The following is a 6,496-nucleotide window of genomic DNA, read 5'->3' as shown; positions in this document are numbered from 1 at the left end:
GCGGGCGTTGTTGCCAAGATCATCGAGTAATCTTTTCTCTTGATCTTTGAGGAGCGGGCGGTTACATAAGCCGCCCGCTTCACTTTTAGCGGCAATCGTCAACTCCAGTTGAGGGGCCGGTGTCCTTTTGAGGGCTCCGGTACATAATTACATGGATAGTCAGAACATTCGCATTCGCCTTAAGGCGTTTGACCATCGCGTGCTGGATCAGTCCACACGTGAGATCGTCAATACGGCGAAGCGCACTGGCGCAGAGGTCCGCGGCCCGATTCCGCTGCCGACCCGCATTGAGAAATATACTGTTCTGCGGTCTCCGCACATCGATAAGAAATCGCGTGAACAGTTCGAAATCCGTACGCACAAGCGTCTTCTCGACATTGTCGACCCGACTCCGCAGACTGTTGATGCTCTGATGAAGCTCGACCTGGCTGCCGGTGTTGACGTCGAGATCAAGCTTTAATCGGGAGTAAGCCGCAATGCGTAGTGGACTTATCACCCAGAAGGTTGGCATGACCCGTGTCTTCACGGACGAAGGCGTGCACCTTCCTGTAACCGTTCTGAAGGTCGATAACCTTCAGGTCGTAGCTAACCGTACCAGTGATACGGATGGTTATGTTGCTGTTCAGCTCGGCTATGGCAAAGCGAAAGTTAAAAACGTATCGAAACCGATGCGTGGACATTTCGCCAAAGCCAAGGTTGAGCCGAAAGCCAAACTTGCTGAATTCCGCGTCAGCGATGATGCCCTGATCGAAGTCGGTGCCGAACTTTCGGCCGCCCATTTCGTTGAAGGTCAGTACGTTGACGTTATCGGCACCTCCATCGGTAAAGGTTTTGCCGGTGCGATGAAGCGCCATAACTTCTCTGGTCTGCGTGCGTCGCACGGTGTGTCTGTATCGCACCGTTCGCATGGTTCGACTGGTCAGTGCCAGGATCCAGGCCGCGTCTTCAAAGGTAAGAAGATGGCAGGTCATATGGGTGCGGCGCGCGTAACCATTCAGTCTCTTAAAATCGTCTCTACGGACGAAGCCAAGGGTCTTGTGTTTGTTTACGGTGCTGTCCCGGGTCATAACGGCGCCTATGTCCTTGTTAAGGATGCCGTGAAACGCGCTGCGCCGGAAGGCCTGCCGTTCCCGGCCGCGCTAAAGGGTGCTGCCCCGGCTGCTGAAGAAGCTGTCGCCGAGGATAAGGAATAAGCATCATGAAGCTCGATATTCTTAAACTTGACGCTTCCACGGCTGGTAATATTGATCTTGCAGAAGAGATCTTTGGCCTGGAAGTTCGTCGTGACATCCTGCACCGCATGGTGAACTGGCAGTTGGCAAAGCGCCGCGCCGGTACCCATAAGGTAAAGGAAAAAAGCGAGATCTCTGCGACCACGAAAAAGTTCGTACGTCAGAAGGGTAGTGGCGGTGCACGTCACGGTTCCCGGAAAGCCGTACAGTTCCGTGGTGGTGGTGTAGCTCATGGTCCGCGTGTTCGCGATCATGCGCACGATCTGACCAAGAAATTCCGTAAGCTCGCGCTGAAAACCGCTCTGTCGGCTAAAGCAAAGGACGGTAAACTTATCGTTCTGGACAATGCGGAATTCTCGGATGCCAAAACCAAGAATCTGGTCGCTGTTTTCGCTAAACTCGGCTGGAAGTCGGCACTGATTATTGATGGTGCGCAGATCAATGAGGGCTTTGCTCGCGCTGCGCGCAATATCCCGCAAATTGATGTGTTGCCTGAGATCGGTGCTAACGTCTATGACATCCTGCGTCGTGACACCCTGGTTTTGACCAAGGGTGCAATCGAAGCGTTGGAGGCACGTCTCAAATGACGATCATCAGCAAAGAGCGGATGTACGAAGTCATCCGCGCCCCGCATATCACTGAAAAGTCGACGCTGATTTCTGAACACAACGCTGTTGCGTTCAAAGTTGCGATCGACGCCACCAAGCCGGAGATTAAGGCTGCTGTGGAAGGTTTGTTCGGGGTGAAGGTCAAGGCGGTCAACACCTCTGTGGTGAAAGGCAAGACCAAACGTTTTCGTGGTACTGTCGGTCGCCGGAGCGATTTCAAGAAAGCGATGGTTACCCTCGAAGAGGGTCAGTCCATCGACGTGACGACGGGAATCTAAAGATATGGCTTTGAAGAAGTTTAAACCAACATCTCCTGGTCGCCGTCAGCTCGTTCTTGTCGATCGTTCCGATCTCCACAAGGGCAAGCCGATTAAAGCGTTGACCGAAGGTCTTCGCAAGAAAGGTGGCCGTAACAACACTGGTCGTATCACCGCCCGCCGTATTGGTGGTGGTCACAAGCGTCGTTACCGCATCATCGATTTCAAACGTAATAAGTTTGATGTCGTCGGTACGGTCGAACGTCTGGAATATGATCCGAATCGCACGGCGTTTATCGCCCTGGTTCGTTATTCCGATGACGAGTTGGCCTACATCCTAGCACCGCAGCGTCTTGCAATCGGCGACAAAGTTATTGCCGCTGAACGCGTAGACATTAAGCCGGGTAATGCCGCACCGCTGAAGAATATTCCGGTCGGTACCATCATCCATAACGTCGAACTGAAGGCCGGTAAAGGTGGTCAGATCGCACGTTCGGCAGGCACCTATGTGCAGCTTGTCGGTAAGGATCAAGGTTACGCCCAGCTTAAGCTGTCCTCCGGTGAGGTACGTTTGGTTCGTGGTGAATGCATGGCTACCATTGGTGCCGTGTCCAACCAGGACCAGAAGAACATCAACCTTGGTAAAGCTGGCCGTCATCGCTGGCTTGGCAAGCGTCCTTCGGTTCGTGGCGTTGCCATGAACCCGATCGATCACCCGCATGGTGGTGGTGAAGGTCGCACGTCGGGTGGTCGTCACCCGGTTACGCCGTGGGGTAAACCCACCAAAGGCAAACGTACCCGCTCTAACAAAAAGACTGACGCGCTGATTATGCGCCGTCGTCATAAGAGCTAACGGAGGAGGCTAGACTATGGCGCGTTCCGTTTGGAAGGGTCCGTTTGTAGACGGATACCTTCTTAAGAAAGCCGATACAGTCCGTGCTTCAGGCCGGAATGAGGTAATCAAGACCTGGTCGCGGCGCTCGACGATTTTGCCGCAATTCGTAGGCCTCACCTTTGGGGTTTACAATGGCCAGAAGTTTCTGCCGGTGCTTGTGAACGAAGATATGATCGGTCATAAGTTCGGCGAGTTTTCGCCGACCCGTACCTACTATGGTCACGCGGCCGACAAAAAGGCGAAGAGGAAGTAAACGATGGGTAAGAAAGCTGATATCCGTCGACTGGCGGATAACGAGGCTGAAGCTTCTATCAAAGCTTTGCGTATTTCTCCGCGTAAGCTCAACCTCGTCGCTGAGTCGATCCGTGGTATGAAGGCAGAGGCTGCTTTGGCAGAGCTCACCTTCTCCAATAAACGTATTTCGCAGGACGTCAAAAAGCTGTTGGAATCGGCAATTGCTAATGCCGAAAACAACCATCAGCTTGATGTTGATCGCCTTTATATTAAAGAGGCGTCTGTTGGTAAGGCATTCGTGATGAAACGTTGGCGGGCCCGCGCACGCGGTCGTGTCGGCAAGATCATTAAGCCGTTCTCCAACATCCGCATCGTCGTCTGCGAACGTGAGGAGGCCAAGTAATGGGTCAGAAAGTAAATCCGATCGGTTTACGCGTTGGCATCAACCGTACGTGGGATTCCCGCTGGTACGCCAACAAGACCGATTTCGCTGGCCTTCTTCATGAAGACCTGGCGATACGTAAATACATCTTCGACCGTCTTAAGCAGGCCGGTATTTCGAAGGTGATTATCGAACGTCCGGCGAAAAAAGCCCGTATTTCAGTTCACAGTGCCCGTCCGGGTGTTGTGATCGGGAAAAAAGGCCAGGATATCGAGAAGCTCAAGAACGACCTGCAGAAACTGACGAAGTCAGAAGTTCAGGTTAACATCATCGAAATCCGCAAGCCGGAAATCGATGCCAAGCTGGTCGCTGACAACATCGCCCAGCAGCTTGAGCGCCGTGTTTCGTTCCGCCGTGCGATGAAACGCTCGGTTCAGAACGCAATGCGTCTCGGGGCTGGTGGCATTCGTATTAATGCTGCTGGTCGTCTTGGTGGTGCTGAAATCGCTCGTACCGAATGGTACCGTGAAGGTCGCGTTCCGCTGCATACTCTGCGTGCGGACGTTGATTATGGCACTTCAGAAGCTCACACCACCTATGGTGTTTGCGGTCTGAAGGTCTGGATCTTCAAGGGCGAAATCATGGCTCACGATCCGCTGGCATCCGAGCGTAAAGCGCTCGAGTCGGCTGGTTCAGGCCGTAAGTAAGGAGATCCAGAGATGCTTTCTCCAAAACGTACAAAGTTTCGTAAAGCACACAAAGGCCGCCTTAAAGGTGAGGCCAAAGGTGGTACGGAACTTAATTTCGGCGCTTATGGCTTGAAAGCCTTGGAGCCGGAGCGTATAACGGCGCGTCAGATCGAAGCGGCTCGCCGCGCGATCACACGCCACATGCGCCGTCAAGGTCGTGTGTGGATCCGCGTTTTCCCGGATCTCCCGGTATCGCAGAAGCCTGCTGAAGTCCGTCAGGGTAAAGGCAAGGGTTCTGTTGAATATTGGGCTGCTCGGGTAAAACCGGGCCGGATTATGTTTGAACTTGACGGTGTTCCGCTGGATCTTGCACGTCGGGCTTTCGAGCTCGCAGCGGCGAAATTGCCGATCAAGACCAAGTTTGTCACGCGTCTTGGTGAAGGGGAGTAATTAGTGATGAAAATTGCTGATCTCCGCGCGAAAAGCGCTGATGAGCTAAAACAAATGCTGCTCGACCTGCGTAAGGAATCGTTCAATATGCGTTTCCAGCAGGCATCGGGTCAGTTCGAGAACACTGCGCAGGTCCGTAAGGTCCGCCGTGATATCGCCCGCATCAAAACCCTTCTCGGAAACGAGAAGGGTGCTACTGCGGCCTAACTGGACACGCATAGGAGTTAAGACACATGCCGAGGCGTGTATTGCAGGGGACAGTCGTTTCGACAAAAAACGACAAGACTGTGGTGGTCCGTGTGGAACGCCAAGTCATGCACCCGCTGTATAAGAAGTATGTGCGTAAGTCGAAGAAATTCCACGCGCACGATGAAGAGAACCGCTTCAAGACGGGTGACGTTATTCGTATTCGCGAATGTCGACCGATCTCCAAATTGAAGTCTTGGGAAGTAGTGGTCGAGGAGTGATTCCTCAGCCCAATCATAGTCAAGGGGTAAACCCATGATCCAGATGCAATCTAATCTGGACGTTGCTGATAACAGCGGCGCTCGCCGTGTTCAGTGCATCAAAGTACTGGGCGGCTCGAAGCGTAAAACTGCTAACGTCGGTGATGTTATCGTGGTTTCCGTTAAGGAAGCCATTCCGCGTGGTCGCGTTAAGAAAGGTGCAGTACACAAAGCTGTCATCGTTCGGACCGCAAAAGAGATTCGTCGTGCCGATGGCTCGGCGATTCGCTTTGATCGTAATGCCGCCGTTCTCATTAATGCGAACGGCGAGCCTATCGGTACGCGTATTTTCGGCCCGGTAACCCGTGAACTTCGTTCGCGTGGTTATATGAAGATCATTTCGCTTGCCCCGGAGGTGCTGTAATGGCTGCCAAGATTAAAAAGGGCGACCGCATTATTGTTCTGACGGGTAAAGACAAAGGGAAAACCGGTGAAGTTATCGCCGCTTTCCCGACCGAGAACAAAGTCTTGGTTTCGGGCATTAACCTGGTGAAACGTCACCAGCGTGCGTCCGGTACTGATGCTGGCGGGATCGTGGAGAAGGAAGCGAAAATTAACGTTTCCAACATTGCGATTGTTGATCCGAAAGAAAACAAGCCGACCCGCGTCGGTTTTAAGACCCTCGATGATGGTCGCAAGGTTCGCGTAGCGAAGCTCAGCGGCGAAGTCATCGACAACTGAGGGACGGAAAATGACGCGCCTGCGCGAATATTACAAAGAAGTGGTGCGTGACGCACTCCAGAAGGAGTTCTCTTATGGGAACCCGATGGAGCTTCCGCGCCTCGAGAAGATCGTGATCAATATGGGTGTCGGCGACGCCACCCAGGATCGCAAAAAACTGGACGGTGCGGTTGCGGATCTCGCGGCTATCACCGGTCAGAAGCCTATCTTCACCAAAGCGAAAAAGTCGGTTGCGGCTTTCAAGCTTCGTGAAGGCATGAACATCGGTTGTAAAGTGACCTTGCGTCGCGACCGTATGTACGAGTTCTTGGACCGTTTGGTCACTGTTGCGCTTCCGCGCGTCCGTGATTTTCGTGGCCTGAACAAAAAATCCTTCGATGGTCGTGGCAACTTTGCCATGGGCCTCAAGGAACAGTTCGTCTTTCCTGAAGTCGAGTACGACAAAGTCGACTCGGTCCGCGGGATGGACATCATCATTTGCACCACGGCAAAGTCCGACGACGAAGCTCTCGCCCTGCTCAAGGGTTTTGATCTTCCGTTCGGAAACTAACTGGAGGTTGGC

14 protein-coding genes are annotated in these 6,496 nt (G+C 53.1%); all 14 read left to right on the top strand.

The window, feature by feature from the left end; genetic code table 11:
* Window positions 1–151 precede the first annotated feature (151 nt).
* From rpsJ to rplE, 14 genes are read left to right on the top strand one after another with little or no spacing between them, the layout of a single operon-like run.
* Complete coding sequence (rpsJ, locus tag TALK_RS11155; protein WP_007091508.1) at window positions 152–460, top strand: 30S ribosomal protein S10; 309 nt, start codon at window positions 152–154, stop codon at window positions 458–460.
* A 16-nt stretch (window positions 461–476) separates the two neighbouring features.
* Entirely contained in the window at window positions 477–1,193 is a 717-nt protein-coding gene (gene rplC, locus TALK_RS11150) for a 50S ribosomal protein L3 (RefSeq protein ID WP_085618804.1), read from the top strand.
* Between the two features lie 5 nt (window positions 1,194–1,198).
* Complete coding sequence (rplD, locus tag TALK_RS11145) at window positions 1,199–1,819, top strand: 50S ribosomal protein L4 (protein ID WP_085618802.1); 621 nt, start codon at window positions 1,199–1,201, stop codon at window positions 1,817–1,819.
* Window positions 1,816–2,118, top strand: coding sequence for a 50S ribosomal protein L23 (locus TALK_RS11140; RefSeq protein ID WP_007091505.1), 303 nt, complete (start codon window positions 1,816–1,818; stop codon window positions 2,116–2,118). Before rplD ends, TALK_RS11140 begins: the two co-directional genes overlap by 4 nt.
* 4 nt (window positions 2,119–2,122) lie before the next feature.
* Window positions 2,123–2,950 carry a 50S ribosomal protein L2 gene (gene rplB / locus TALK_RS11135; RefSeq protein WP_085618800.1) on the top strand — a complete coding sequence of 276 codons (828 nt, stop codon included), beginning with the start codon at window positions 2,123–2,125 and terminating at the stop codon, window positions 2,948–2,950.
* Window positions 2,951–2,966: 16 nt separating this feature from the next.
* Window positions 2,967–3,245 carry a 30S ribosomal protein S19 gene (gene rpsS / locus TALK_RS11130; RefSeq protein ID WP_022734150.1) on the top strand — a complete coding sequence of 93 codons (279 nt, stop codon included), beginning with the start codon at window positions 2,967–2,969 and terminating at the stop codon, window positions 3,243–3,245.
* A gap of 3 nt (window positions 3,246–3,248) precedes the next feature.
* Window positions 3,249–3,629, top strand: coding sequence for a 50S ribosomal protein L22 (gene rplV, locus TALK_RS11125; RefSeq protein WP_085618798.1), 381 nt, complete (start codon window positions 3,249–3,251; stop codon window positions 3,627–3,629).
* Window positions 3,629–4,315 (top strand): 30S ribosomal protein S3, encoded by a 687-nt coding sequence (gene rpsC, locus TALK_RS11120; RefSeq protein ID WP_085618796.1) that lies wholly within the window; start codon window positions 3,629–3,631, stop codon window positions 4,313–4,315. The genes rplV and rpsC overlap by 1 nt, the downstream gene beginning before the upstream one ends.
* 12 nt (window positions 4,316–4,327) lie before the next feature.
* On the top strand, window positions 4,328–4,747 hold the full coding sequence (gene rplP / locus TALK_RS11115; protein WP_007091500.1) for a 50S ribosomal protein L16: 420 nt from the start codon (window positions 4,328–4,330) through the stop codon (window positions 4,745–4,747).
* A gap of 6 nt (window positions 4,748–4,753) precedes the next feature.
* Window positions 4,754–4,954 carry a 50S ribosomal protein L29 gene (gene rpmC / locus TALK_RS11110; RefSeq protein ID WP_007091499.1) on the top strand — a complete coding sequence of 67 codons (201 nt, stop codon included), beginning with the start codon at window positions 4,754–4,756 and terminating at the stop codon, window positions 4,952–4,954.
* A gap of 26 nt (window positions 4,955–4,980) precedes the next feature.
* The gene (rpsQ, locus tag TALK_RS11105) at window positions 4,981–5,214 is read left to right on the top strand and encodes a 30S ribosomal protein S17 (protein WP_085618795.1); all 234 of its coding nucleotides are present in this window, start codon (window positions 4,981–4,983) and stop codon (window positions 5,212–5,214) included.
* A gap of 34 nt (window positions 5,215–5,248) precedes the next feature.
* Complete coding sequence (gene rplN / locus TALK_RS11100) at window positions 5,249–5,617, top strand: 50S ribosomal protein L14 (protein WP_085618793.1); 369 nt, start codon at window positions 5,249–5,251, stop codon at window positions 5,615–5,617.
* On the top strand, window positions 5,617–5,934 hold the full coding sequence (gene rplX / locus TALK_RS11095) for a 50S ribosomal protein L24 (protein WP_085618791.1): 318 nt from the start codon (window positions 5,617–5,619) through the stop codon (window positions 5,932–5,934). Before rplN ends, rplX begins: the two co-directional genes overlap by 1 nt.
* A gap of 10 nt (window positions 5,935–5,944) precedes the next feature.
* Window positions 5,945–6,484: a 50S ribosomal protein L5 gene (gene rplE, locus TALK_RS11090; RefSeq protein ID WP_085618789.1), complete on the top strand. Its 540-nt coding sequence runs from the start codon at window positions 5,945–5,947 to the stop codon at window positions 6,482–6,484.
* Window positions 6,485–6,496 lie beyond the last annotated feature (12 nt).

This window comes from Thalassospira alkalitolerans (assembly GCF_002115745.1).
Taxonomy (GTDB): Bacteria; Pseudomonadota; Alphaproteobacteria; order Rhodospirillales; family Thalassospiraceae; genus Thalassospira; species Thalassospira alkalitolerans.
This window is presented reverse-complemented; position numbering and strand designations above follow the sequence as displayed.